The organism is Kribbella koreensis (assembly GCF_039525325.1).
GTDB lineage: Bacteria > Actinomycetota > Actinomycetes > Propionibacteriales > Kribbellaceae > Kribbella > Kribbella koreensis.
The window spans coordinates 1-23,451 of record NZ_BAAAHK010000021.1 but is presented as its reverse complement, the minus strand read 5'-3'; the positions used below and the strand labels follow the sequence as shown (position 1 = coordinate 23,451).

Below are 23,451 nucleotides of genomic sequence, written 5' to 3'. Positions count from 1 at the left end.
GAGTCGCCGTCACGCCCCAGCTCGGTTCTACTGGCCAGGGGGCGGGGCGGCGACCGAGCCACGCTCGATCAGGGTCGGCTCGACCGTCGTCCGGCGGACCCGGCGGTTGGTGTCGACGGCCGACGTGACGCGGCTCACGACGTCGGCGACCAGGTCGTCCAGCGGCCAGTGGAAGGTGGACAGCGGCGGGCTGAGCAGCTGGGACATCGGCTGGTCGTCGTACCCGAGCAGGGACAGGTCGTCGGGGACGCAGATGCCGAGCTCCTTGCAGGCGGCGTACACGCCGAAGGCCATCGAGTCGGCGAGCGCCAGGATGCCGGTCGGCCGACGGTCCCCGGTGAGCACCTCGCGGGCGACCTCGGTGGCGCCGGCCAGGTCGTGCGGGCAGGGCACGATCCGCACCTTGACCTTCAGCCCGAAGGCGATCCGCTGGGCGATCTCCTCGGCCGGCCGCTCCACCTCGAACCGGCGGGACGGGCTCAGTACGACGATGTCGCGGTGACCGGCGTCGGCCAGCCGCTGCAGCGCCGTGCTGACTCCGGTCTCGTTGTCGAACAGCACCTCGGACTTCGCCTTCGCGGCCGGCAGTGCGTCGCCGATGGCGATCACCGGCGCCTGCTGGGCGATCTTGGCCCAGCCCTTGGCGCCCGGATCGATCGGGATCACCACGATCGCGTCGGCGCGATGGTCGACCAGGTGCTGGGCGAGCTGGAGCTGCCGGTCGGCGTCACCGGCCGAGTCGATGATCCAGGCGTTACGGTCCGGGGCGAGCAGCTCGCGGCCGAGCGCGGCGGCCAGCCGTTGCTGCCAGAGGTCCTCGAGCGAGGCGCACAGCACGCCGATCGAGCCGCTGCGGCCGGAGGCGAGCGCGCGGGCCACGGGGTCGGCCTGGTAGCCGAGACGCTCGGCGGCTTCCTGCACCCGCTGTTGCGTCTCCGGCGTTCCTTGCAGACCTCGCAACGCGTACGACACGGCGGCCATCGAGAGGCCGGTGTCGGCTGCGATGTCCTTGAGGGTCGGCCTGCGGCCTGTTCCGGACATGGCATCGACCCTAGGGCACGGCGGGGACAAAAACCTGTCGGAGAGTGGGCGTTGCTGGAACGGCGCTTGACAGATCAGGCTTTGAAGCGCTTCACTACAGATGTCTTGAAGCGCTTCAAAATTGGCTCGGCGGAGGAGGTGTGGGCTCGTGGGTGATGTGATCGACGTGCACCAGCACCTCTGGCCGGCCGAGTTCGTCGATCGGCTGCGGGCGCGTACTTCGGCGCCGTATCTGGACGGCTGGACGCTCTATACGCCCGGCGAAGCGCCGTACGAGGTGGATCCGGCGGCGCATGCCGTGGACAAGCGGGTCGCCGGTGAACTGGACGCGGGGACGTCGCTGGTCGGGGTGTCGTTGTCGTCGCCGCTCGGTATCGAGCACCTCGGTGACTCCTTGCTGCTGGATGCCTGGCACGTCGGCGCTGCGTCACTGCCTGAGCCCTTCAAGGCCTGGGCCGCTGTCAACTTGTTGGAGCCTGACCTGGCTGGGCTGGAAGGCCTTCTGGGTAAGGGGTTTCTCGGTCTGCAGCTGCCGGCCCAAGTTCTGGCTACGCCTGCCGGCTGGGCCGCTGTCGGCCCGCTGCTGGCGCTGGCCGAGCGGCTGAACAAGCCGATCCTCGTTCATCCCGGCACCCCTTTGCCGCCAGGTGAAGAGCTGCCCGGGTGGTGGTCGCCGGTGGTCGACTACACGACTCAGCTCCAGGCCGCTTGGTGGGCATGGCACGCGTTCGGCGGGCGTACGACGTACCCGCTGCTCCGGCTCTGCTTCGTCGCCGCGGCCGGCCTGGCGCCTGTCCACCACGAGCGGCTCGCTGCCCGCGGCGGTCGTCTCGGCACCATCGACTCCAACCTGTACGTCGACACCTCGAGCTACGGCCCGCAGGGAATCGACGCGGTCGCCCGGGTCCTCGGCATCGACCAGGTCGTCCACGGCACCGACCGGCCGTACGCCGGACCCGTCGACCTCCGGCAGGGCGACGCCGCAACCGCGGTGATCCAACACAACAACCCGCATCGGCTCCTGTTCGGACCGGTGCCACCTCCTGAGAGGGGAGTGCAGTGACTGCTCAGCCCGTTTCCGACGCACCCGTCGTACCCGCGCGCCAGGCCAGCCGGCTCGTGGAGCTCAACGACTGTCTGTCGCTCGACAACCTCCCGGGACGTGATCTCACCCCCGGCGAACTGGCCGAACTGGCCGGTGGCTTGGCCGCCCAGCCGCACCTGTGGGAGGACAAGGTCGCCTACAGCGACGACGAACGAGTCTTCGCCTCCCTGCACCGCGACGCCAACGTCGACGTCTGGCTGATCTGCTGGACCCCCGTCAACGACACCGGCTGGCACGACCACGACGTCTCCTCCGGCGCGGTAGCGGTCGCCCGCGGCGAGCTCGTCGAACACAACCTCGCCATCGGCACCGAGCCCATCGAAACCACCATCGAAGCCGGCGACGTCTACGGCTTCGGCCCCGAACACATCCACCGGGTAGTCGGCTCAGCCAAGGGCAGCGTCACCGTCCACGCCTACAGCCCCCCACTCTGGCGCATGGGCCAATACTCAGTAAAAGAAGGCGTCCTCCGCCGAGTCTCAGTCTCCTACGCCGACGAACTACGTCCCCTCGACTGACGCAGTCAGCCTTCAGCCTCCGGGTGGCTTCGAACAGACGCTCCTTCACCACCACCTGGGTGAAGGAGCGTCTGTCGTGCTGGTGGAACTTCCCAGCAACCAGATGCAGCGCAGGGTGAGGAGCTCGGTGGTGTCTTTGGCGCCGAGTTCGCGGGCCAGGCCGCGGGAGTCGAGGTCGGCGAGGAGTTCGAGGCGGTAGGAGTCGAGGGTGTCGCGGGCAGCTTCGACCGTGTCGATGGTGATCAGCAGTTCGCTGTCACTGTGTCGACACGCTGGTCGTAGCTGCGGGATCTCCATGAGCACAACGGTAGACAGTGCCGCCGACAGTTTTCGACGCCGGAAAGGCCTTGTGGATCAGGGATTTCGGCGTGGCCGGAGCCGGTCAAGTTGTCCACAGCAAAGGTCGGGGTTGTGGATTGGGGATCTGCCCTGAGATGCCCCGAGGTTGCCCTGGGGATGGCCTGCTGTCGGGGGCTTGGGGTCTGCAGGGTGGTTGGTATGACGGCACAGGCGCAGGTACAGGTTGGGATTGAGGGGCAGTACACGGAGCGGTGTAACGAGGAGGTTCGGCTGCGGAGTACTTGGCGGGGGCGGTTCGAGATGGCGCGGACGCAGCATCTGTTGAGGCAGTACTTGCCGGAGGCGCCGGCTGACGTGGCGGATATCGGGGGTGGGCCGGGGGCGCATGCGTGCTGGTTGAAGCAACTGGGGTATTCGGTCGAGTTGCTCGACCCCGTGGATCGGCACGTGGCGCAGGCGACGGCGGCGGGGATCAGCGCGATCAAAGGGGATGCGCGGCGGTTGCCGTGGGAGAACGAGCAGTTCGATGCGGCGTTGCTGGCGGGGCCGATCTATCACCTGACCGAGGCGTCGGATCGGCGGCTGGCGCTGAGGGAGGCGATCCGGGTGGTGCGGCCGGGTGGGTTCGTCGCGGTGGTGGCGATCAACCGGGCGGCCAACTTGATCGGCTCGACCATCGCCAACACGTTGCTGACCAGGCAGCAGGTAGTGACGGACATTCTCGAGACCGGGTTCAGCCCGGACAACGAGCGGATGGCGGAGACGGTCTATCACACGACCACCCAGCTGCGGACCGAGCTGGTCAACGCAGGTCTGGCATCTGTCACCATCCATGGGCTGACCGGCCCGGGTGGCTGGCTGACCATCGCGATCGACCGGTACTTCGGTGAGATCGAGCTACCCGACTTGCTCCAGCAGCCGCCACCGATGGACACCGCGCTGGAGTGCTCGCGCCTCGCCGACCGCCACCCCGAGCTCGTGCCGTCCAGCTCGTTGCTGTTCGCGGTCGGCCAGCGTGCTTAACCGGTACCACCGCCGCAAGCTCCACGAGAACGCAGTCCGCTACGCCGCCAACGGCTGGCCGGTCGCACCCCTCGCAGTACCCCGCAACGGCGCGTGCCCGTGCGGCAACGGCAAAACCTGCCCGGAGCCCCACCTCGTAGGAGACGAGGTGGTCCGCGACGGCTCCCGGGCGGCAGCGGTCTGGTCCGAAAATCAGCCGGCCTGGGAGATTGCGTTGGTGGCTGAGTGGGTTGATGTGATGGAGCTGCCGGCGGAGTACGGGGCGGTGCTCAATCATCGGGTGAAGTCGGGGTGTCCTACGGCGATGGCGCCGGCTACCCGGCGGTGGATGTTTTTCGTGGTGCGGGGGTCGGTGCCTCGGGAGCAGGTGGAGAGGGTGGGTGGGGTGCTGCGGTCCGGAGTGCGGGACTGGGTGGCGGCGCCGGGGACCTGGACGGAGGAGACGGGGCGGATCAGGTGGCTGGTACACCCGTATCTGACCGAATGGCGGCCGTATCAGCGCCGGGATCCGATCGATCTGGCATTTCTCTGACTATAGTCAGGAAATGAGTATTTCCGACGTCAGGAGATTCAACCGCACGGTGACCCAGCGGATCGGCGCGCTCAGCGACACCTACATGGCGCGCGACCGGCCGCTGGGACAAGCCCGGGTGCTCTGGGAGATCGGCCTGGACGGCTGCGACGTGCGCTCGCTGCGGTCCCGGCTCGATCTCGATTCCGGGTACCTGAGCCGCCTGCTCCGCATCCTCGAGAACGACGGCCTGGTCGAGGTCGAGCAGAACAGCGACGACGGCCGGGTCCGCACCGCCCGGCTCACCGCCCAAGGACTGAAGGAGCGCGCGGTCCTCGACCAGCGCTCCGACGACCTCGCCGCCTCGATCCTCGACCCGCTCAGCGAATCGCAGCGCGCCCGGCTGATCGCCGCGATGGCCGAGGTCGAGCGCCTGCTGATCGCCTCGACGGTCACCGTCGGCATCGCCGACCCGCGCCACCCGGACGCGAAGTACTGCCTGCAGTCGTACTTCGATGAGCTAGGCGCTCGCTTCGACGCCGGCTTCGACCACGCCCGCACCATCTCGGCCACCACCGACGAGCTCACCCTGCCGGCCGGCCTGCTCCTGGTCGCGACCCTGCACTCCGAGCCGGTCGGCTGCGGCGCTCTCAAGTTCCACCAAGACGAGCCGGCCGAGGCCAAGCGCATGTGGGTCTCACCCGACGTCCGCGGCCTCGGACTCGGCCGCCGCCTCCTCACCGAACTCGAGAAGCAGGCAGCCGCACACGGAGCTTCAGCGCTGAGACTGGAGACGAACCGCAACCTCACCGAGGCGATCGCGCTCTACCGGGCCGCCGGCTACACCGAAGTACCGGCCTTCAACGACGAGCCGTACGCCCACCACTGGTTCGAGAAGCAGCTCACTCGTTGAGGAACGAGATCGGGATGCCGCCGAAAGACATTCGGCCAGGACGCTTGAGGCCGGCCAGCAGCAGCGGAAGGAAGATCAACAGCAGACCGGCCCCGGCCGCGCCGAGGACCCACGCGGTGTCGTCGGGCGCCGCGGTCGCGCCGGATCGGGCCGAGACGCGGCTCGCCGTGACCTCGGTGAGTTGAGCTTCGTAGAGCTTCTGCCGCAGAGCAGCATCCGTCGCGGGACCGGTCGGGACCGGCGGCCAGGCCGTCAGACAGACCCCGGTGGTCGGGTCCTTCTCCTGACCGGCCGCGCAGGTGATGGCTGCGACGGTCTGATGTGAAGGTGGGGTGAGGAAGGGCGCGGGGAGCGCGACGACACCGATGCCCAAGGCAACGACCGCGCAGCGGAGCAGTGGGGCGCGGTTGAGGACGCTGGTGTTGGTCCACTCCACGAAGGTTCGGGTGCGGTTCAGCTGCGCCTCCGGTACGCCGGCCGCGTCCGCCGGGTCCTTGACCCGGTCGCCACGCGTGAGGAAGGCCAGGTACGCGGTCGCGAGCAGGATGGCGAAACCGAGGAACAGGCTGGGCAGGATGCCGCGGGCAGGCAACGGGTTGTCGGTGACCGAGAAGGCGAGCGTCAACGCGCCGGTGTAGAGCGCGAAGATCGCCGTCGCGCCCTTCTGGACGAATTCGGCGCTCGCCCGGGCCCGATCGATCCCGCCCTTGGCAACCGCAAGCACCGCCTCACTGAAGGCCGCGGCCGACGCCCGATCAGCATCCAGATCGGCTTTGCCCTCGGCGCGATCAGCGGCCAGTACGGCGGCCTGCTCCGCCCGGTCGGCACTGGTGACGGCAGCCTGCTCCACACGAGCCGCTGTCGCGACCGCAGCGTGTTCGGCCAGCTCAGCCTCGTACCTCTTCGTCGCCAGCGCGATCCGCGCCGCATAGAAGGCAGTACGTTCCTCTCTGCTGGCGGGTCGCGGCAGGCCACGGGGGAGCCGCAACAATCGGCTACTCCTCATTCGGGTCGGCGTCCGCGGTCTCCAGTTCGCCTGGATCGACGAGCCGGCCGTTGACCGTGTGCAGCGGGCTGCTGCCCACATGCACCAGCACCCCGTTGTCGGTCTGCTCGAACTCCGAGTCCTGGTAGCGCCGGCGTTCCCACCGGCAGTACACGTCCGCCATCCGCGTCACCCCCACAGTGATTTCCCACGGACAGCATGCACGCTGAGTGACGAACAGGAAAGGGGCTGAGGATCCCCCTGGCATCCTCAGCCCCTCACCCGTTCACCCAACAGGTGTCACTTACGGAGTACGCCGAGCAGCCCGTGCGTCTCGTTCGCGATGCCGGCGGAGAACCAGATCGCGTCGGTGCCACCAGTTGTCGCCGTACCGGAGGTCAGGGCCCACAGACCCGGGATGACCACCGGCTTGCCGGTCGCGGCGTCGCGCACCTGACTCGCGACCTTGTGCTGGAAACGGCCGTGGTTCTTGGCCTCGACGACGTTGATCCGGCCGTCGCCGAAGTTGCCGACCAGCAGCGCTCCCGCCTGCTTACCCCACGAAGCAGGCGCGATCGCCAGACCCCACGGCGCGTTCAGCGAGTCGTGCGAGACGATCCGGTCGACGAACTTGCCGTTGACGGAGTACTCGTCGACGATGCCGAGGCCCTTACCGCTGGCGGGGCGGTGGGTCACCGGGTCGACCTTGACGTACGCGACGAAGATCCGGCCGTTCAGCGTCTGCACGTTGTAGGGGCTGTAACCCTTCGGAAGGTACGCGTCCTTGAAGGCCCACGCGGGCTGCGCGACCGGGGCGAAGGCGTTGTCGAAGACGTCGATCTTGCCCTGTGCGAAGTCGGCGGCGTACAGCTGGTCGCCCTTCGTCGCGGTGGCGATGGCCAGGCCGGTGTAGACCGCACCCGGAGTGGTGGCCTTGATCTGGGCGTCGCCGATCAGCGGCGTCGCGGGCGGTCCCCAAGCGGCGATCTGACCGGTCAGGGTCGAGAAGATGAAGCGGGCTGACACACCAGGAGCCAACTGGAACCCGGTACCGGCGTTGGCCACCTGGCCGGTCGGGGCCGGGACGTTGACGCGAACCGTCGGCACCTTGGTCGCCGTGGTCGCGCCGGCCGCCGAGGAGTACAGCGTCGACGACGAGGTGCCCTGGTTGGACACCCACAGCGGTGAGGTCGCGCCGAGGGCCAGGCCCCACGGGTTGACCAGGTCGGGATCGAGCAGCGCGGCCTGACCCGGTACGTCGGAGACCAGGTTGACCTGGTGGACGGCGAGGTTGTTGCGCGACTCGTGCTCGGACGGCTCGTGCGCGCTGGCGGTGGCGGGAACGACCAGTGCCAGTCCGCCGACCAGAGCGGCGGCGGCGGCGAGTGGGCGTCCCTTGAAGCGAAGCGACATGACACTTTCCTGTCGGTTGGCGAAGTCGAACACCACCCATACGAGCGAAAGGTCTGGCCGGTTCAGCGGTTCGCGCGATAGACATGGCGAAACCGAAAACGTGGGGGGAACACCACATGCCAGACCTCTCGATCAAGCCGCTCAACCCGAGGCTGTTGCCGGCCGCGACCGGCAACTACACGCACGGCGTCCAGGTGGACGGCGCGGGCCGGCTCGTCTTCGTCAGCGGCCAGGTGCCGTGGGGCGATGACCAGGGCAAGATCCCGGACTCCTTCGAGGACCAGTGCCGGATGGTCTGGCGCAACATCCTCGCCGTGCTGGCCGAGGCGGGCCTCGGCGTCGCGAACCTGGTCAAGGTGACGACGTACCTGTCCGACCGCCAGTACCGGGCGCTCAACTCGAAGATCCGCGAAGAGATCCTCGGCGAGCACGCCCCGGCGCTGACGATCATCATCTGCGACATCTACGCCGAGGAATGGCTGCTCGAGATAGAAGCAGTCGCCGCTTCCTGACCGGTACTACGAACCCCGGCCGGGCCACCCGCTCCGGATTGGTTATGGATCCGTCGCCGGGCGTGCACCTAGCGTCGGCGTATGCGGATCAGAATCGTCGACGCGTTCACAGACCAGCCGTTCGCCGGCAACCCAGCCGGCGTCTGCCTGCTCGAGGCCGGTCCCTGGCCGGCGGACAGCTGGATGCGGCAGATCGCCGCCGAGGTGAACCTGTCCGAGACGGCTTTCGCACGCCCACTCCCCGACGACCCCGATGCCGACTGGGACCTGCGCTGGTTCACCCCGACGGTCGAGGCGAAGATGTGCGGCCACGCGACCCTCGCCACCACCCACGCGATGTCGTCCGACGGTCTGCTGGACGGCCGGGTCCGCTTCAACAGCTTGAGCGGAGTACTGGTCGCGTCGGTCGAGGACCAGCTGATCACCCTCGACTTCCCGGTGTCGCTGCCGGCGGTGATCGAGGCGCCGGAAGGACTGCGCGAGGCGCTGCGCATCGAGCCGGTCGAGGTCTACCGCACCGAGCCGCTGGGCGACCTGCTCGTCGTCCTGCCGGACGAGGCAGCGGTCCGCTCAGCGGCCCCGGATCTCATCGCCGTGGCGGAGCTCACCGAGAAGTTCGCCTTCCGGGGCGCGATCCTCACCGCGCCGGCGGAGAGGGACGGCGAGCCGCCGGCCGCCGGGTATGACTTCGTCTCCAGGTTCTTCGCGCCCGGGCACGGGATTCCGGAGGACCCGGTGACGGGGAGCGCGCATACCGGGCTGGCGCCGTACTGGGCGGAGCGCCTCGGGCGGGAGCGGCTGGTGGGGTACCAGGCTTCCGCCCGAGGCGGGGTAGTTCAGGTCCTGCTGGCCGGTGATCGGGTGCACCTCACCGGCCACGCCGTCACGGTCATCGACGGCGAGTTGAAGATCTAGGCCCAGGTCTCCGCGTGGGTGATGGACCCGTTCGGGGCGCTCAGCTCGGTGAGGACATCCTCGGCGTCGGCCTCCAGCGGCTCGAACGGCCATTCCGGTACGACGTACGCGCGCGCCCCAGCGACCAGGTCGACCCCCGGAAGCTCGAACCACGCCTCGCCGACCTCGCGGCTGATCTCGTAGATGGCCTGCTCGGCCGTCTCGACCGGCTCCCGCTCGCCGGACTCGTCCAGCTCGGCCGGGTGCCGCTCCTGCGCCGACTTGCCCGCCTCGAGCAACGCGTCGAGGTCGACCACGCGCAGGTCGAACCGCGACACCACGCTGATCACCTGGTCGCGCTCCTCATCCTCCTCGTCGTCCGCGTCCTCGCCGACCTCGTCGTCCAGCAGCAGCGGCGCGGTCCCGGTGTGCTCGAAGACAGCGTCGTTCCAGCCCTCGACGAGCTCCTCCAGCGCGGCGTTCTGCTCATAGAGGGTGTTCTGGTCCTCGTCACCGGTCATCGCCAGCAGGGCCTCGGTGTGGGCCTGCAGGCGTTCGGCCAGCTGGCGGCTGGCCTCGGCCAGCGCCTTGCGGCTCTCCTCGGAGAAGAACTGCTCCCCGGTGGCGGAGAACTCCTGGTTGTCCACTTCAGTCACTGCGGTCTTCCCTAACTCTGGTGGGGGCTGCTCGTACCAGGCGTAAGTATGCGAGAGACGCGTGAGAGCTGGGTGGCCGGGTGTGAGAGACGTGCGAGAACGCTCCTGACTGCGCAAACAAAGCAGTTCAGTGAAGACATGTGCACTTTTGTCGAGCGGTGGGGGCGGCCGTGAAAGACGTCCTGTACCTCGCCCTGTGTGTAGCGACGTTCGCCGCCGTCTGGTTCGCGCTGCGAGGGGTGGAGAAGCTGTGAGCGCCGAGAACATCGCCGGCCTGGTCGTGGCCGCGGCCCTGGTCCTCTACCTGATCGCCGCCCTGATCTTCCCCGAGAGGTTCTGATGTCCGACACTGCCGCCGGCCTGCTCCAGGTCGGCCTGCTGGTCGCGCTCCTGGCCGCCGTGTACCGCCCGCTCGGCGGCTACATGGCCCGGGTCTACACGTCCGACAAGGACACCCGGATCGAGCGTGGAACGTACAAGTTGCTGGGGGTCGACTCCAAGGCCGACCAGACCTGGGCCGTCTACGCACGGTCCCTGCTGGCCTTCTCTGCTGTCGGCCTGATTCTCCTGTATCTCCTCCAGCGGCTGCAGTCGCATCTGCCGCTCTCGCTGGGGCTGCCGAACGTCGAGCCGGGACTGGCCTTCAACACCGCCGCGTCCTTCGTGGCGAACACGAACTGGCAGTCCTACTCGCCCGAGGTCACGATGGGCCACCTGGTCCAGTTCGCCGGCCTCGCGGTGCAGAACTTCCTCTCGGCCGCTGTCGGTATCACCGTCGCGATCGCCCTGATCCGCGGTTTCGCACGGTCGAAGACCGACCGGCTGGGCAACTTCTGGGTCGACCTGACCCGCACGGTCGTCCGCGTCCTGCTGCCGATCGCCGTGATCGGCACCCTCGCGCTGGTCGCGATGGGAGTCGTCCAGAACTTCTCCGGCGGTCACGAGGTCACCTCGGTGGTGGGCCAGGCCCAGCATCTGCCCGGTGGCCCGGTCGCGAGCCAGGAAGTGATCAAGGAGCTCGGCACCAACGGCGGTGGCTTCTACAACGCGAACTCGGCGCACCCGTTCGAGAACCCGAACAGCCTATCCAATCTGTTCGAGATCTTCCTGCTGCTGGTGATCCCGGTCTGTCTGACCCGCACCTTCGGCCTGATGATCAAGGACAAGCGGCAGGGCTACGCGATCCTCGGCGTGATGGGCACCCTGTGGGCCGCCTTCACGTTCTCCGCGACCTTCTTCGAGAACCAGGGCGCCGGTACCGCGACGCAAGCGGCCGGAGCCGCGATGGAGGGCAAGGAGACCCGCTTCGGCGAATGGGCCTCGGCGCTATTCGCCACCTCGACGACCGGTACGTCGACCGGCGCGGTCAACTCCGCGCACGACTCGTTCACCCCGTTGGGTGGCGGTACGACGCTGTTCCACATGATGCTCGGCGAGGTCAGCCCGGGCGGTACCGGAACCGGTTTGTACGGCATGCTCGTGCTGGCGGTGCTGGCCGTCTTCGTGGCCGGACTGATGGTCGGCCGCACCCCGGAGTACCTGAAGAAGAAGATCACCGCGCGCGAGATGAAGCTGGTCTCGCTCTACATCCTGGCCACGCCGACCGTGGTCCTCGTGGGCGCCTCGCTCGCGATGGGACTGGCGACGGCGAGGGCGTCGATCTTCAACACCGACAGCCCGCACGGGTTCTCCGAAGTGCTCTACGCGTTCACCTCGGCCGGTAACAACAACGGCAGCGCGTTCGGTGGGATCAGCGCCAACATCCCCTTCTACAACACGGCTCTCGGCCTCGTGATGCTGCTCGGCCGGTTCGTGCCGATCGTGATCGTGCTGGCGCTGGCCGGCTCGTTCGCCAAGCAACAGCCGGTACCGGTCAACGAGGGCACGCTGCCCACCCACAAGGCCTTGTTCGTGACGATGCTCGTCGGCGTCGTGCTGATCGTGACCGGCCTGACCTACTTCCCTGCTTTGACTCTAGGACCCCTCGCGGAGGGACTGTGACCACGCTCGTAAGCCCGCCCGCCCCCAAGGCGGACGCGGTTCCCAAGAAGGCCGCCTCGGGCCTGTTCGACCCGAAGATGCTGCTCACCTCGCTACCGGACGCGCTGCGCAAGCTCGACCCGCGGGTGATGGTGAAGAACCCGGTGATGTTCGTGGTCGAGGTGGGCGCGGTCGCGTCCACGATCCTCGCCTTCACCGACTCCAGCGTGTTCGTCTGGTGGATCGTGGTCTGGCTCTGGCTGACCGTGGTCTTCGCCAACCTCGCCGAGGCCGTCGCCGAAGGGCGAGGCAAGGCCCAGGCCGCCACCCTCCGCCGGGCGAAGACCGAGACGACCGCCCGCAAGCTGTCCGCGGATCGCCTCACCGAGCAGGAGGTACCGGCTGCTCAGCTGCAGCTCGGCGACCTCGTGGTGGTCGAGGCCGGTCAGATCATCCCCGGCGACGGGGATGTGATCGAGGGTGTCGCCAGCGTTGACGAATCGGCCATCACCGGTGAGTCGGCGCCCGTGATCCGGGAGTCCGGCGGCGACCGGAGCGCGGTCACCGGCGGTACGAAGGTGCTGTCGGACCGGATCATCGTGAAGATCACCACCAAACCCGGTGAGAGCTTCATCGACCGGATGATCGCGCTGGTCGAGGGCGCGTCGCGGCAGAAGACGCCGAACGAGATCGCCTTGAACATCCTGCTCGCCAGCCTGACGATCGTGTTCCTGATCGCGACCGTGACGCTGCCGACCTTCGCGAAGTACGCCGGGATCGACCTGAGCGTCGTCGTTCTGGTCGCCCTGCTGGTCTGCCTGATCCCGACCACCATCGGCGCGCTGCTGTCGGCGATCGGTATCGCCGGGATGGACCGGCTGGTGCAGCGCAACGTGCTGGCGATGTCCGGCCGTGCGGTCGAGGCGGCCGGCGATGTGAACACGCTGCTGCTCGACAAGACCGGCACGATCACGCTGGGCAACCGGCAGGCGTCGGAGTTCATCCCGCTCGCCGGGGTCAGCGAGACCGAGCTGGCCGACGCGGCCCAGCTGTCCAGCCTGGCCGACGAGACGCCCGAGGGCCGTTCGATCGTGGTGCTCGCCAAAACGAAGTACGAGCTGCGGGAGCGGCACACCGGTGAGCTGCCGCACGCGACTTTCGTCGAGTTCACCGCGCAGACCCGGATGAGCGGCGTGGACGTGGACGGCCGGCAGATCCGCAAGGGCGCGGCCGGCGCGATCACCGCCTGGATCCACGATCAGGGCGGCACCGTGGTGGCCGAGCTCGGCGACATCGTCGACGGCATCTCCGCTTCCGGTGGTACGCCGCTGGTCGTCGCGATCGCCAAGGAAGGGGTGGCCCGCCCGCTGGGTGTCATCCACCTCAAGGACGTCGTCAAGGAAGGGATGCGCGAGCGTTTCGACCAGATGCGCGCGATGGGCATCCGGACCGTGATGATCACCGGTGACAACCGGTTGACGGCGAAGGCGATCGCCGAGGAGGCCGGGGTCGACGACTTCCTGGCCGAGGCGACGCCCGAGGACAAGATGGCGCTGATCAAGAAGGAGCAGGAGGGTGGCCGGCTGGTCGCGATGACCGGTGACGGCACCAACGACGCTCCGGCGCTGGCGCAGGCCGATGTCGGCGTCGCGATGAACAGCGGCACGTCGGCCGCCAAGGAGGCCGGCAACATGGTCGACCTCGACTCCAACCCGACCAAGCTGATCGAGATCGTCGAGATCGGCAAGCAGTTGCTGATCACCCGCGGGTCGCTGACCACGTTCTCGATCGCGAACGACGTGGCCAAGTACTTCGCGATCCTGCCGGCCCTGTTCGCCACGGCCTACCCGGGGCTGGACAAGCTGAACATCATGCAATTGCACTCGCCGCAGTCGGCGATCGTGTCGGCGATCGTCTTCAACGCGCTGGTGATCGTCGCGCTGGTGCCGCTGGCGCTGCGCGGGGTCCGGTACAAGCCGTCCTCGGCGTCGGCGATGTTGCGCCGCAACCTGCTGATCTACGGCGTCGGCGGGCTGGTCAGCCCGTTCATCGGCATCAAACTTCTCGACCTGCTGATCTCCCTGATCCCAGGCATCGGCTGAAAGGCGCAATAAACATGTCCAGCAGACTTCCCGCGACGTTTCGTCAGTTCGGGGTCGCAACGCGGGCGATCGCGGTGTTCACGCTCGGCCTGGGGGTGGTCTACCCGCTCGCGATGACCGGGGCGGCGCAGGCGTTGTTCCACGACAACGCGAACGGCTCGATCGTCCAGGTCGACGGCAAGGACGTCGCCTCCGACCTGATCGGCCAGGACTACTCGAAGGACCTGTCGCTGTTCCAGACCCGGCCGTCGGCGGCCAAGTACGACGCCGCGGCCAGCGCGGCCTCGCAGTACGGGCCGAACAACGCGGATCTGGTCAAGCTGATCGACGAGCGGCGGGCGGCGGTCGCCAAGCTCGAGAACGTCGATCCGTCCCAGATACCGCCGGATGCCCTCACCGCCAGCGGCAGCGGCCTCGACCCGGCCATCAGCCCCGCGTACGCCGCGTTGCAGGTCAACCGGGTCGCGCGGGAGCGCGGTCTCGACGTGGCCAAGGTGCAACAGTTGGTGAAGGACAACACGAAAGGCCGGACGCTGGGGTTCCTCGGTGAGCCGTACGTCAACGTGGTCACCCTGAACGCCGACCTGGTCGCGCTGGGATAACTGAGACGATGGACAGATGAGCAGAAGCGGTCGCGGGCACCTGAGGATCTACTTGGGTGCCGCGCCCGGCGTCGGCAAGACCTACAAGATGCTGGGCGAGGCGCAGCGCCGGCGGGAGCGCGGCACCGACATCGTGGTCGGGTACGTCGAGACGCACGGCCGCGAGCACACCGCCGCCATGCTCGACGGCCTCGAGGTCGTGTCCCGCAAGATCATCGACTACCGCGGCGCCAGCTTCACCGAGATGGACCTGGACGCCGTGCTTGCCCGCCGGCCCGAGGTCGCCATCGTCGACGAGCTTGCCCACAGCAACGTTCCGGGCAGCCGGAACGCCAAGCGCTGGGAGGACATCGACGCGCTGCTGACCGCGGGGATCGACGTGATCTCCGCGGTCAACATCCAGCACCTGGAGTCGATCAACGACGTCGTCGAGAAGATCACCGGCGTACCGCAGCAGGAGACCGTGCCCGACCGGGTGGTCCGGGCCGCGGACCAGATCGAGCTGGTCGACATGACTCCCGAGGCGCTGCGGCGCCGGATGGCGCACGGCAACGTCTACGCCGCCGACAAGATCGATGCTGCCCTGGGCAACTATTTCCGGGTCGGCAACCTGTCCGCCCTGCGCGAACTCGCGCTGCTCTGGCTCGCCGACCGGGTCGACGCCGGCCTGCAGCAGTACCGTTCGCAGCATGACATCGACTCCACCTGGGAGGCGCGCGAGCGGGTCGTCGTCGCGCTCACCGGCGGACCCGAAGGCGAGACCCTGATCCGGCGTGCCGCCCGCATCGCCGCCCGCTCCTCCGGCGGGGATCTGCTCGCAGTCCACATCACCCGGTCCGACGGACTGACCGGCGCCAACCCGACCGCACTGGCCCAGCAACGTGCCCTGGTCGAGAGCCTCGGCGGGACCTATCACCAGGTCGTCGGCGAGGACATCCCCGACGCCTTGCTGTCCTTCGCGCGTGCCGAGAACGCCACCCAGTTGGTGCTCGGCGGGTCACGCCGGTCCCGGCTGACCGCGCTGTTCACCGGGCCGGGCATCGGCTCCAGCGCGATTCGCGAGTCGGGCGACATCGACGTACACATCGTCACGCACTCGGAGATGGGCCGCGGCCGGCTGCCCCGGATGCACGGCAGCCTGTCGCGCCGGCGGCTGATCTACGGGTTCATGCTCGCCGTCGTCCTACCGCCGTTGTTCGCCTTCCTGTTCAGCATCGGCGACGACCGGCTCAACCTGACCAGCAACGTGCTCGCCTTCCTCTTCGCCGTCGTCGTGGTGGCCCTGGTCGGCGGGTTGTGGCCCGCTCTGCTGACCGCGATCGCGGGCACCTTGGTGCTGAACTGGTTCTTCACCCCACCGAAGCGGTCCTTCACGATCACCGAGCCGAACAACGCGCTCGCGCTGGGCATCTTCGTGCTCATCGCCGCACTCGTCTCGTCGGTGGTCGACCGGGCGGCCCGGCGTACGCGCCAGGCCGCGCGGTCGGCAGCCGAGTCCGAGACGCTGGCAACCCTGGCCGGCTCTGTACTCCGCGGCGAAACCGCCCTGCCCGCCCTGCTCGAGCGGGTCCGCGAGGCGTTCGGGATGACGAGCGCCTGCCTGATGGAACGCATCGACACCGACGAGCTGACCGAGACCTGGCGCCCCCTGGCCTCAGCCGGTACGCCGACCTGCCGGCGCCCGGAGGACGGGGACGCGGAGATCCCCGGACGCGACGACCTCGTGCTCGTCCTGCAAGGCCGCTCCCTGGCGGCCGACGAACGTCGTCTGGTCGGCGCCTTCGCGGCCCACGCGGCAGCCCTGGTCGACAAGGCCCGGCTGAGCGAGGCAGCGGCTGAGGCCAAACCACTCGCCGAGGCCGACAAGCTCCGTACCGCGCTACTCCGCGCGGTCGGCCACGATCTGCGTTCCCCACTGGCGTCGGCCAAGGCATCCGTCACCAGCCTGCGCAGCTCGGACGTCGACTGGACCGACGAAGAGCGGGACGAGTTGCTGGAGACGGCCGATGAGTCGCTCGACCGGTTGACGCGGCTGGTGGACAACCTGCTCGATCTGAGCCGGTTGCAGGCCGGAGTACTGCCCGTCTTCACCCGGCCGATGGCGCTCGACGAGATCATGCCGGGCGCCCTGGCCGAGCTGGGTGAGCGAGCCGCCGACATCACCGTGGACATCCCGCACACCCTGCCTCTGGCCGACGCCGATCCGGCGTTGCTGGAGCGCGTCCTCGCCAACCTGCTGGCCAACGCGGTTCGCTACTCGCCTGCGGGCAAGCCGCCGTTGCTGACCGGGAGTTCGCTCGGTGACGTGGTGGAGATCCGCGTGATCGACCGAGGCCCGGGCATCCCGCGCGACGAGCGGGACCGGATGTTCGCGCCGTTCCAGCGGTTGGGTGACACCGACAACACCACCGGCGTCGGGCTCGGGCTCGCGCTGGCCCGCGGGCTGGCCGAGGCGATGCACGGCTCGCTGCAGCCGGAGGACACGCCCGGTGGTGGCCTGACCATGGTGGTCTCGTTGCCGGTGGCAACCTTGAAGGCGAGTGACGCGCCCGTACCGGGCAGCCGTGAGCGGTCGGAGGGGCGGGGATGACCAGAGTCCTGGTGGTCGACGACGAACCGCAGATCGTGCGGGCGTTGCAGATCAACCTGAAGGCCCGGCGGTACGAGGTGCATGTCGCGGGCAGTGGGACGGCGGCGCTCAAGGTCGCCGCGCAGTACCCGCCTGACCTGGTGATTCTCGACCTGGGGCTGCCCGACTTCGACGGCGTCGACGTGATCCGCGGGCTGCGCGGCTGGACCGAGGCGCCGATCCTGGTGCTGTCGGGCCGGACGGACAGTACGGACAAGGTCGAGGCGCTCGACGCGGGCGCCGACGACTACGTGACCAAGCCGTTCGGCATCGACGAGCTGCTGGCGCGGATGCGCGCAGTACTGCGGCGCAGCAACCTGGCGCAGGACCAGCCGGTCGTCACCGTCGGTGGCGCCCAGGTGGATCTGTCGGCGAAGCGAGTGACGCTGGAGTCCGGCGAGGACGTCCGCCTGACGCCGACCGAGTGGCACCTGCTGGAGGTGCTGATCCGGCACCCCGGCAAGTTGATGTCCCAGCGGCAGTTGCTGACCGAGGTGTGGGGACCGGGCTACGAGACGGCGAGCGGCAACCTGCGCTTCTACATGGGCCAGCTCCGGCGGAAGCTCGAAGCAGACCCCGCCCGGCCCGTCCACCTGCTCACAGAGCCGGGCATGGGCTATCGCTTCGAGCCCTGATGGTCCTCGTCGGGCTGCATCCCGCCTTCAAGCGCGGCGGCTCAACTCTTGCGGCTGAGCAGCTCGTCGAGGATGTCGCCTTCACGCATGAACGGCTCGAAGTGGCCGGCGCCGAGCGTCCTGAGTGTTGCTGTCGGCAACTTGTTGACGAGGCGTTCGGCTGCTGCGTAAGGGCAGTTGCGGTCGGTCGGGCCGTGCCACCAGGTGATGCTGGTGGTGATCGCGGCCAGGTCGATGTCGGTCCATTCGCCGCCCATCGCCAGCATCTCGTCGTACCAGCCGTCCATGCCCTGCGCGAACGCCGCGACGGTCGCGTGCTCCTGGCCGGCCCGCCAGGCCGGGTCGCTCATCACGGCGAGGTCGGAGGCCGGCGCGGTCGCCATCGCGGCGTCCAGCGGGGCCAGCGGTGCCGTCTTGACCACTTCGTACGCTCCGCCGAGGAGCTCGCGCAGCGTCGCCTCATCGCCGTCGCGGGCGGCCCGGAAGGCTTTCGTGTTGAACGGGATCATCTGGTCGTACTCGTCGTCGTTCAGCGGCGGGAAGCCCACGGCGATCGTCGCGGCGATCACTCGGTCCGGGTGATGCGCCGCGAACGCCAGCACATGCGGTCCGCCGCCGCTGCCGCCGGTCAGGTAGACGCGGTCGAGGCCGAGGTGATCCAGGATCGCGGCCAGGTCGTCAGAGTGCTCCTTGTACTTCCGGCCCGGCAGCCGGCTCGAGTCGCCGAATCCCGGGCGCTCGGTGGTGATCACCTCGAGGCCGCGGTCGTTCCAGAGCGCTCGGTCGGCGCGGATGCTCCAGCGCGACCCGGGGGTGCCGGGGAGGCGCAGTACCGGTGTGCCGGTTCCGGTTCTCGTCCAGGCGACTGTGCGGCCGTCGGGGCGGGTCAACTGTTCGTCCAGGACATCGGCGTACAGGTCGTCGGTCATGGCTGGGATCATGGCCGATTTCTTCAAGACTGGGGAGGGGTCGGAGGGGCAAGGTTGGGGGCATGAAGATTTTCGAGGCTGCACGGGAGTTCGTCCGGCGTGATGCGCGGTTGGTGGAGCGGCGGTTGTTCGCGACGGTGTTCGAAGGCGCTGATCCGGGCGGGGTGGTGGACGCGCTGCGCGGCTATCAGAATGCGGATGGTGGGTTCGGGCACGGCCTGGAGCCGGACAAGCGCTGTCCGGACAGCACCGGGCTGGACGTCGAGACGGCCTTCGACATCCTGCTCGCCGCGGGTGTCCACGACGACGACCTGGTACGCCGCGCCTGCGACTGGCTGCAATCAGTCGCTACCGAGGACGGTGCCGTCGCCCTGGCCTCGCCGGCGATCGAGGGCTACCCACGAGCCGTCCACATGGCCGAGTGGACCTACGTCCCTGGGCTCAACCCAACAGCCGGGCTGGTCGGCCGGCTCCAGACGATGGGTGTCGAACACCCCTGGCGCGACCAGGCCGCCGCGTGGTGCGCCGACGCCCTGGCCAAGGGCTTCCCGGACGACGCCCACGCGATGCACGAGTCGCTGGAATACCTCGAACACACGTCAGAGCCCGACGTCGCCGCGGTGCGGGAGTGGCTGCCGAAGCTCGCCCACTACCGCGCCGACGCCGCCGACCCGGAGTACGGCGTGACCCCCCTGCACTTCGCGCCGACCCCCGACAGCTTCTGGCGCCAGCTCTTCACCGACGACCAGATCGAGGGCCACCTGGACCGGCTGATCGCCGACCAGCAAGAAGACGGCGGCTGGGCCATCACCTGGGAACCCCCAGGCGTCGCCGCAACCCTCGAATACCGCGGCATCGTCACAGTCGCCGCCCTCCGAACCCTGAAGGCCTACGGCCGGCTCTAACCAGCTTCGGCGGGGTGTTCGACCTGGCGGTCGCCCCACTGGGTCAGCAGACCCCGGGCGATCTCCAGGTCGTCGCGGAGGGAGCGGTCGGTCAGTACGTCGGGAAGCGCGGCCAGCGCATCGGCCAGCCAAGGGCCGATCGCGGCGGGGGCGAGCTTCTCGGGCTCGATCCCAGCCAGCCTTGCCGCCCGTACGGCAGTGACCAGCTCGCACGCCAGCACGTCCCGGAGCGCATCCAGCAGCAATCCGGTCAGTACTGCGGCCTGCGGCGCGAAGCTCGCGTGGTGCTCGGCACCCCGGGAGAGGGTCGCCGTACCGAGCGTGGCCGGCTGAGCCGTCGACCTGACGGAGGCGAGGGCATCGTGGGCGACGTACTCGATCATCATCACACCCGAGCTCGCCTCGGCACCGCTGGCCAGGAAGCGGCTGAGGCCGGTGAAGTCGGGGTCGACCAGGTTCGCGACGCGGGACGTGGACAGGGTGGCGACGGAGTGCAGGCTCAGCCGCAGCGAGTCGAGGGCGAGCGCGATCGGCATCGCGTGCCAGTTGCCGTTGTGGAGCACGGTGTCACCGGCCACCAGCGGGTTCTCGGCGGAGGCGTTGATGTCGATCGCCAGGGCGTTGCCCAAGGCATCGACATGGTCGACGGCCGGGCCGAGCACCTGGGCGAACGCACGCAGGCCGAACGGGTCCTGCACCCGGGCCGGCGGGATCGGCAACTCGTCGAGCAGCCCGCGCATCCGGCGGGCCACCCGGACTTGGCCGGGTTGCGGACGGGCTGCGTGGACGCGTTCGTCGTACACCTCCGCGTTGCCGCGTAGCGCGACGTGCGAGAGCCCACCGACGAGCGGTACGACGTTGATCAGCGTCGCTGCCTCGACGAACGCCAGGCAGCACTCGGCCAGCGTGATCGCATTGCTGGACAGCAAGGGGAGTGCGCTCGTCCCATCGATCACGTCCCCAAGCGCCAACCCCAGCTCCGCCAACGCACCAAGATCACCCGTGCCGATCGCGCCACCGCGATGCAGCTCGGGCAACTCGTCGTCGTTGAGCAGCCCGACGATCGCGTCCGCGACCTCCGGCTGCAGCCCCGACCCACCCGAAGCCAGCTGGTTGACCCGGATCAGCAACCCGAGCCGCACCACATCCTTCGGGTACGACGTGGTCCCGGTCGTCGAGTGCGACGCCAGCAGCCGAGCCCCGTGCTCCGGATCCGACGTCAGCACGTCGCGGTTGGCCCCGACCCCGGTAGTCCGCCCATAGACCGGCTGATGCAACGCGATCTCGGCGACCGCCTCAGCAGACGCGGCCATCCGTTTGCGGGCACTGTCCGCCAGCCGCACGATCGTCCGTCGCTGTCCCAGCGCGACCGCATCCAGCGGCGACAGCCCCGCCCCGACAATCTCCACCGGCTCCACCCGCCCAGTGTGAGTCCTGTGACCCAGCGCACGTAGTACCGCCGGGCAGCATCTGTCTGAAATCCGAGACGTCTGGGCCGCCCGGGACAACGAAACAGCCCGCCGATCCACCTGGATCGACGGGCTGGGGAAAGGGGTTGGTCAGGCCTTGCCGTAGCGCTTCTTGAACTTCTCCACGCGGCCCTGGGTGTCCATGACGCGCTGCTGGCCCGTGTAGAACGGGTGGCTGGCGGACGAGATCTCGACATCGATGACCGGGTAGGTGTTCCCGTCGTGCCACTCGATGGTGTCGTTGCTCTCCCGCGTCGAGCCGGTCAGGAAGCTGAAGTTACCGGACTTGTCCCGGAAGACGACCCGGCGGTAATCGGGGTGAATGTCCTTCTTCATGCTGCGCTACTTCCTTCCAGGTAAGGGGCGAACGGATCGGTCAGCTTGTCCGCTGACTCACCCGCACGAAGGACACAACCATCGAGGACCCGGGCTAATTCCCGCCGGTCCAGATCGATTCCGGTGATCGACAGGTACGACGCGCGGTCGCCGTGCTCGGGGTGCCACTCGAGCGCCGACCGGGCCTGATGGGTCTGGCCGACCTCGGACCACCGCTCCACCGGGAGGTCGGCCAGCCACGGGCCGAGGACACCGAGCGCGATGTTCGTACCGAAGCTGTCCCACCCGAGTCGCGCGTGCGGCTGCGTCGCGAGCCAGACCGTCCCCTTGCCGCGCACCGAGCCGGCGACCAGGTCCTCCAGTACGTCGTACAGCCGCTCCGGATGGAACGGCCGGTCGGACTGCCACACCAACGTCTGCACCCGCTCGTCCGTCTGCAGGGGAGCACTGATCGACCCAGGCTCGACCCAGGCCTCCGCCGCATCCGGATCATGCAGCCGTACTCCGAACAGCTCCGCGGCCCTCGCTGCGGGCCGGACCGACGCCTGCGGGTTCAGCGCGTTGGCGAGCCCCTCGACCACGTCGTCGGGCTTACTCAGGATGACCGCGTTCGAGTACTCGACGTGCCGGACCAGCACCTCCGCGATCGCCCGGCCGTCTTCGGCCGCCGTGGGGATGCCCCGGTCCTGGATCAGGTCCTCGCCGCTCACGTCCGTGGCGAAGGTGGCTGTGTCGAGGACCGTCAGCACCGCGTCGACGCGGAGCTCGTCGCCGGCATCCCGGGCGATCTCCTCCGCCAAGGCCTGGGTGTCACCGGCGCCAGGGATGGAGACGATCGCGGCGCTGTACTTCTCGGTGGCGGCGATGCTCACCAGGAGAGGGACGAGCGAGCCGCGCATCGCGCACGAGACACATGGGTGGCCCATCCGGATGACCTCGCGGTCGATCACGCCCCCCGTAGTACGGGCGATCCGTACTACGGAGCCGCCCGCCAGACCGCTCACGTCGTACTCGACCAGGACGGCCTGGCCGGCTACGGACAGTAGATCGGCGGCGACGGAACCGCGCACGGACTCGTCGACGCCCGTCAGGAGGGTGATCGGCAGCTGACTCGGCATGGCACCCCTCGATGGTTATTGAAAATGATAACCAGTACAACGTACACTCCTGCCAACGGGAATGTCAGCCCCGGTGGCGGGTGTTCAACGCTACAGAGGTCAACGGCGCCGGGAGGCGCCCGGAAGGAAGGGTTCGATGGCCAAGCACAACGACGTCCGCCCGATCATCAAGCTGCGGAGCACCGCGGGCACCGGGACGACCTACGTCACCCGGAAGAACCGGCGGAACGACCCCGACCGGCTCGTGATCCGCAAGTACGACCCGAAGGTCCGCGCCCACGTCGACTTCCGCGAAGAGCGGTAGGAGCGGGTGGCGAAGACAAGCAAGATCGCGAAGAACGAGCAGCGCAAGCGCACGGTCGCTCTGTACGCCGAGCGCCGCGCGGAGCTGAAGCGGATCATCGCGGACCCGGCGTCGGGCTTCGAGGAGCGCGGCGCCGCCCAGCTCAAGCTGCAGAAGCTGCCGCGGGACGCGAGCCCGATCCGGGTCCGCAACCGCGATGTGGCCGACGGCCGGCCGCGGGGCTTCCTGCGCAAGGCAGGCATCTCGCGGGTCCGGTTCCGCACGATGGCGCACCGCGGCGAGCTGCCCGGGATCACCAAGTCGTCCTGGTGAACGGCGGGGGTTGGTACCCCTGGTCAAAAGCACTCTCCAGGGCGTGTATTGTTCTCTTTGTCGGAGCGAGTGCGGGACGCGAAAGCGGCCGGTCGCTTCGAACTCCCAGAAGGTCCTAGCAGCTGAAGCACGCCTAGTGCGGACTTCAGTCGCTGAGTCTTGCCGGGTGACTGGATCGAAAAGCGCCGATTTGACTGGCACTGACCGAAACAGTAATGTTTGGCGGGTTGCCCCGGAGCTGAACTTGGAAGAGTGAAGC

26 protein-coding genes are annotated in these 23,451 nt (G+C 68.6%); 16 read left to right on the top strand and 10 right to left on the bottom strand.

Annotated elements, in window-relative coordinates; genetic code table 11:
- Positions 1–27 precede the first annotated feature (27 nt).
- A complete protein-coding gene (locus ABD116_RS36730; protein WP_343981621.1) occupies positions 28–1,041 on the bottom strand; it encodes a LacI family DNA-binding transcriptional regulator in 1,014 nt (337 codons plus the stop codon).
- A 148-nt stretch (positions 1,042–1,189) separates the two neighbouring features.
- On the opposite strand from ABD116_RS36730, the gene ABD116_RS36725 reads away from it, so the two are divergent.
- Both ABD116_RS36725 and ABD116_RS36720 read left to right on the top strand, forming a co-directional pair.
- A complete protein-coding gene (locus ABD116_RS36725) occupies positions 1,190–2,104 on the top strand; it encodes an amidohydrolase family protein (protein ID WP_343981618.1) in 915 nt (304 codons plus the stop codon).
- Positions 2,101–2,664 carry a cysteine dioxygenase gene (locus ABD116_RS36720; RefSeq protein WP_343981615.1) on the top strand — a complete coding sequence of 188 codons (564 nt, stop codon included), beginning with the start codon at positions 2,101–2,103 and terminating at the stop codon, positions 2,662–2,664. The genes ABD116_RS36725 and ABD116_RS36720 overlap by 4 nt, the downstream gene beginning before the upstream one ends.
- 45 nt (positions 2,665–2,709) lie before the next feature.
- Here ABD116_RS36720 and ABD116_RS36715 read toward each other — a convergent pair whose 3' ends face one another.
- Entirely contained in the window at positions 2,710–2,961 is a 252-nt protein-coding gene (locus ABD116_RS36715) for a hypothetical protein (protein ID WP_343981612.1), read from the bottom strand.
- Positions 2,962–3,162: 201 nt separating this feature from the next.
- Between ABD116_RS36715 and ABD116_RS36710 the strand changes: the two genes are divergently transcribed.
- From ABD116_RS36710 to ABD116_RS36700, 3 genes are read left to right on the top strand one after another with little or no spacing between them, the layout of a single operon-like run.
- The gene (locus tag ABD116_RS36710; RefSeq protein WP_343981609.1) at positions 3,163–3,987 is read left to right on the top strand and encodes a class I SAM-dependent methyltransferase; all 825 of its coding nucleotides are present in this window, start codon (positions 3,163–3,165) and stop codon (positions 3,985–3,987) included.
- Positions 3,980–4,519 (top strand): hypothetical protein, encoded by a 540-nt coding sequence (locus ABD116_RS36705; protein ID WP_343981606.1) that lies wholly within the window; start codon positions 3,980–3,982, stop codon positions 4,517–4,519. Before ABD116_RS36710 ends, ABD116_RS36705 begins: the two co-directional genes overlap by 8 nt.
- A gap of 13 nt (positions 4,520–4,532) precedes the next feature.
- Entirely contained in the window at positions 4,533–5,411 is an 879-nt protein-coding gene (locus ABD116_RS36700; RefSeq protein ID WP_343981602.1) for a GNAT family N-acetyltransferase, read from the top strand.
- Here ABD116_RS36700 and ABD116_RS36695 read toward each other — a convergent pair.
- The 3 genes from ABD116_RS36695 to ABD116_RS36685 form a co-directional block, all read right to left on the bottom strand.
- Positions 5,401–6,399: a hypothetical protein gene (locus ABD116_RS36695; RefSeq protein ID WP_343981599.1), complete on the bottom strand. Its 999-nt coding sequence runs from the start codon at positions 6,397–6,399 to the stop codon at positions 5,401–5,403. The genes ABD116_RS36700 and ABD116_RS36695 overlap by 11 nt on opposite strands.
- A 7-nt stretch (positions 6,400–6,406) precedes the next feature.
- Positions 6,407–6,580, bottom strand: a complete 174-nt coding sequence (locus ABD116_RS36690; RefSeq protein WP_343981596.1) for a hypothetical protein — start codon at positions 6,578–6,580, stop codon at positions 6,407–6,409.
- A gap of 116 nt (positions 6,581–6,696) precedes the next feature.
- On the bottom strand, positions 6,697–7,809 hold the full coding sequence (locus ABD116_RS36685) for a TIGR03118 family protein (RefSeq protein ID WP_343981593.1): 1,113 nt from the start codon (positions 7,807–7,809) through the stop codon (positions 6,697–6,699).
- Between the two features lie 116 nt (positions 7,810–7,925).
- Between ABD116_RS36685 and ABD116_RS36680 the strand changes: the two genes are divergently transcribed.
- Both ABD116_RS36680 and ABD116_RS36675 read left to right on the top strand, forming a co-directional pair.
- Positions 7,926–8,321 (top strand): RidA family protein, encoded by a 396-nt coding sequence (locus ABD116_RS36680; protein ID WP_343981590.1) that lies wholly within the window; start codon positions 7,926–7,928, stop codon positions 8,319–8,321.
- Positions 8,322–8,402: 81 nt separating this feature from the next.
- Positions 8,403–9,236 (top strand): PhzF family phenazine biosynthesis protein, encoded by an 834-nt coding sequence (locus tag ABD116_RS36675; protein WP_343981587.1) that lies wholly within the window; start codon positions 8,403–8,405, stop codon positions 9,234–9,236.
- Here the strand turns inward: ABD116_RS36675 and ABD116_RS36670 are convergent.
- The gene (locus ABD116_RS36670; protein ID WP_343981584.1) at positions 9,233–9,871 is read right to left on the bottom strand and encodes a hypothetical protein; all 639 of its coding nucleotides are present in this window, start codon (positions 9,869–9,871) and stop codon (positions 9,233–9,235) included. The genes ABD116_RS36675 and ABD116_RS36670 overlap by 4 nt on opposite strands.
- 250 nt (positions 9,872–10,121) lie before the next feature.
- On the opposite strand from ABD116_RS36670, the gene kdpF reads away from it, so the two are divergent.
- From kdpF to ABD116_RS36640, 6 genes are read left to right on the top strand one after another with little or no spacing between them, the layout of a single operon-like run.
- The gene (gene kdpF, locus ABD116_RS36665) at positions 10,122–10,211 is read left to right on the top strand and encodes a K(+)-transporting ATPase subunit F (protein WP_137256202.1); all 90 of its coding nucleotides are present in this window, start codon (positions 10,122–10,124) and stop codon (positions 10,209–10,211) included.
- Entirely contained in the window at positions 10,211–11,872 is a 1,662-nt protein-coding gene (gene kdpA / locus ABD116_RS36660; RefSeq protein WP_343981580.1) for a potassium-transporting ATPase subunit KdpA, read from the top strand. Before kdpF ends, kdpA begins: the two co-directional genes overlap by 1 nt.
- On the top strand, positions 11,869–13,953 hold the full coding sequence (gene kdpB, locus ABD116_RS36655; RefSeq protein WP_425552227.1) for a potassium-transporting ATPase subunit KdpB: 2,085 nt from the start codon (positions 11,869–11,871) through the stop codon (positions 13,951–13,953). The genes kdpA and kdpB overlap by 4 nt, the downstream gene beginning before the upstream one ends.
- Before the next feature lie 14 nt (positions 13,954–13,967).
- Entirely contained in the window at positions 13,968–14,555 is a 588-nt protein-coding gene (kdpC, locus tag ABD116_RS36650) for a potassium-transporting ATPase subunit KdpC (RefSeq protein WP_343981577.1), read from the top strand.
- A 16-nt stretch (positions 14,556–14,571) separates the two neighbouring features.
- Positions 14,572–17,145 (top strand): sensor histidine kinase, encoded by a 2,574-nt coding sequence (locus ABD116_RS36645; RefSeq protein WP_343981575.1) that lies wholly within the window; start codon positions 14,572–14,574, stop codon positions 17,143–17,145.
- Positions 17,142–17,819, top strand: a complete 678-nt coding sequence (locus tag ABD116_RS36640) for a response regulator (protein WP_343981572.1) — start codon at positions 17,142–17,144, stop codon at positions 17,817–17,819. The genes ABD116_RS36645 and ABD116_RS36640 overlap by 4 nt, the downstream gene beginning before the upstream one ends.
- A 41-nt stretch (positions 17,820–17,860) precedes the next feature.
- Here the strand turns inward: ABD116_RS36640 and ABD116_RS36635 are convergent, their stop codons facing one another.
- Positions 17,861–18,748: an alpha/beta fold hydrolase gene (locus ABD116_RS36635; RefSeq protein ID WP_343981569.1), complete on the bottom strand. Its 888-nt coding sequence runs from the start codon at positions 18,746–18,748 to the stop codon at positions 17,861–17,863.
- 62 nt (positions 18,749–18,810) lie between these two features.
- Between ABD116_RS36635 and ABD116_RS36630 the strand changes: the two genes are divergently transcribed.
- Complete coding sequence (locus ABD116_RS36630; RefSeq protein WP_343981566.1) at positions 18,811–19,653, top strand: hypothetical protein; 843 nt, start codon at positions 18,811–18,813, stop codon at positions 19,651–19,653.
- On the opposite strand, the gene ABD116_RS36625 is transcribed toward ABD116_RS36630, so the two are convergent.
- From ABD116_RS36625 to ABD116_RS36615, 3 genes are all read right to left on the bottom strand, one after another.
- Entirely contained in the window at positions 19,650–21,062 is a 1,413-nt protein-coding gene (locus ABD116_RS36625) for an aromatic amino acid ammonia-lyase (protein ID WP_343981562.1), read from the bottom strand. The genes ABD116_RS36630 and ABD116_RS36625 overlap by 4 nt on opposite strands.
- 150 nt (positions 21,063–21,212) lie before the next feature.
- Entirely contained in the window at positions 21,213–21,458 is a 246-nt protein-coding gene (locus ABD116_RS36620; protein ID WP_343981559.1) for a type B 50S ribosomal protein L31, read from the bottom strand.
- Positions 21,455–22,576 carry a CobW family GTP-binding protein gene (locus tag ABD116_RS36615; protein ID WP_343981555.1) on the bottom strand — a complete coding sequence of 374 codons (1,122 nt, stop codon included), beginning with the start codon at positions 22,574–22,576 and terminating at the stop codon, positions 21,455–21,457. Before ABD116_RS36615 ends, ABD116_RS36620 begins: the two co-directional genes overlap by 4 nt.
- 136 nt (positions 22,577–22,712) lie before the next feature.
- On the opposite strand from ABD116_RS36615, the gene rpmG reads away from it, so the two are divergent.
- Together rpmG and rpsN are read left to right on the top strand one after the other, a co-directional pair.
- The gene (rpmG, locus tag ABD116_RS36610; protein ID WP_343981552.1) at positions 22,713–22,880 is read left to right on the top strand and encodes a 50S ribosomal protein L33; all 168 of its coding nucleotides are present in this window, start codon (positions 22,713–22,715) and stop codon (positions 22,878–22,880) included.
- A 6-nt stretch (positions 22,881–22,886) separates the two neighbouring features.
- Complete coding sequence (gene rpsN, locus ABD116_RS36605; RefSeq protein ID WP_343981548.1) at positions 22,887–23,192, top strand: 30S ribosomal protein S14; 306 nt, start codon at positions 22,887–22,889, stop codon at positions 23,190–23,192.
- The last annotated feature ends 259 nt before the right edge of the window (positions 23,193–23,451 follow it).

What these genes read in the sequence shown, in the direction of transcription:
- ABD116_RS36730 (WP_343981621.1), bottom strand. Translation starts at nt 1,041, where the DNA reads ATGTCCGGAACAGGCCGCAGGCCGACCCTCAAGGACATCGCAGCCGAC.
- ABD116_RS36715 (WP_343981612.1), bottom strand. Translation starts at nt 2,961, where the DNA reads ATGGAGATCCCGCAGCTACGACCAGCGTGTCGACACAGTGACAGCGAA.
- ABD116_RS36710 (WP_343981609.1), top strand. Translation starts at nt 3,163, where the DNA reads ATGACGGCACAGGCGCAGGTACAGGTTGGGATTGAGGGGCAGTACACG.
- ABD116_RS36700 (WP_343981602.1), top strand. Translation starts at nt 4,533, where the DNA reads ATGAGTATTTCCGACGTCAGGAGATTCAACCGCACGGTGACCCAGCGG.
- ABD116_RS36690 (WP_343981596.1), bottom strand. Translation starts at nt 6,580, where the DNA reads ATGGCGGACGTGTACTGCCGGTGGGAACGCCGGCGCTACCAGGACTCG.
- ABD116_RS36685 (WP_343981593.1), bottom strand. Translation starts at nt 7,809, where the DNA reads ATGTCGCTTCGCTTCAAGGGACGCCCACTCGCCGCCGCCGCCGCTCTG.
- ABD116_RS36680 (WP_343981590.1), top strand. Translation starts at nt 7,926, where the DNA reads ATGCCAGACCTCTCGATCAAGCCGCTCAACCCGAGGCTGTTGCCGGCC.
- ABD116_RS36675 (WP_343981587.1), top strand. Translation starts at nt 8,403, where the DNA reads ATGCGGATCAGAATCGTCGACGCGTTCACAGACCAGCCGTTCGCCGGC.
- kdpA (WP_343981580.1), top strand. Translation starts at nt 10,211, where the DNA reads ATGTCCGACACTGCCGCCGGCCTGCTCCAGGTCGGCCTGCTGGTCGCG.
- kdpC (WP_343981577.1), top strand. Translation starts at nt 13,968, where the DNA reads ATGTCCAGCAGACTTCCCGCGACGTTTCGTCAGTTCGGGGTCGCAACG.
- ABD116_RS36645 (WP_343981575.1), top strand. Translation starts at nt 14,572, where the DNA reads ATGAGCAGAAGCGGTCGCGGGCACCTGAGGATCTACTTGGGTGCCGCG.
- ABD116_RS36640 (WP_343981572.1), top strand. Translation starts at nt 17,142, where the DNA reads ATGACCAGAGTCCTGGTGGTCGACGACGAACCGCAGATCGTGCGGGCG.
- ABD116_RS36635 (WP_343981569.1), bottom strand. Translation starts at nt 18,748, where the DNA reads ATGACCGACGACCTGTACGCCGATGTCCTGGACGAACAGTTGACCCGC.
- ABD116_RS36630 (WP_343981566.1), top strand. Translation starts at nt 18,811, where the DNA reads ATGAAGATTTTCGAGGCTGCACGGGAGTTCGTCCGGCGTGATGCGCGG.
- ABD116_RS36620 (WP_343981559.1), bottom strand. Translation starts at nt 21,458, where the DNA reads ATGAAGAAGGACATTCACCCCGATTACCGCCGGGTCGTCTTCCGGGAC.
- ABD116_RS36615 (WP_343981555.1), bottom strand. Translation starts at nt 22,576, where the DNA reads ATGCCGAGTCAGCTGCCGATCACCCTCCTGACGGGCGTCGACGAGTCC.
- rpmG (WP_343981552.1), top strand. Translation starts at nt 22,713, where the DNA reads ATGGCCAAGCACAACGACGTCCGCCCGATCATCAAGCTGCGGAGCACC.